This is a genomic window from Dellaglioa sp. CoH-55-MRSF-8 (assembly GCF_056782195.1).
The window spans coordinates 1-350 of sequence record NZ_JBXAYH010000123.1 but is presented as its reverse complement, the minus strand read 5'-3'; the positions used below and the strand labels follow the sequence as shown (position 1 = coordinate 350).

Here is a 350-nt window from a genome sequence, read left to right as displayed (position 1 = left end):
GGTTTTTGGGCACGAAGTTCGATATGTGCGACAGATTGACCACATAGAGCGGACCTATGTAGTTCGGGTTGCGCATGTGATAAGCGCCATCGTCTTGGTTCCAGTCCTGCACAACGGTGCGTGGCAGGTCCCGAATGTTCAGCCAGTTAAGGAATCGCTGGAGCAGGGTCGGCGTCGGGTCCGCAGGCTGCGCGAATCGTGTTGGTGATTCTGGTATGAACGGCGGGAACGCTGCGCGCCCCGGATTTAGTTCGTCACTCATTTTTGGACTCCTGTATGTAATACGCGTTATTTACTAGGCTGTTTCGCAGCCTTCCACGCGGCTCTGGCGCGCTCGCGCTGCTCTATCA

At 56.0% G+C, this 350-nt stretch carries 1 protein-coding gene; it reads right to left on the bottom strand.

The genetic code is table 11. From position 1 onward, the window contains the following. On the bottom strand, positions 1-262 hold a 262-nt coding region (locus AC1RPW_RS08195; protein ID WP_481769473.1), incomplete at its 3' end, for a hypothetical protein. Positions 263-350: the final 88 nt, after the last annotated feature.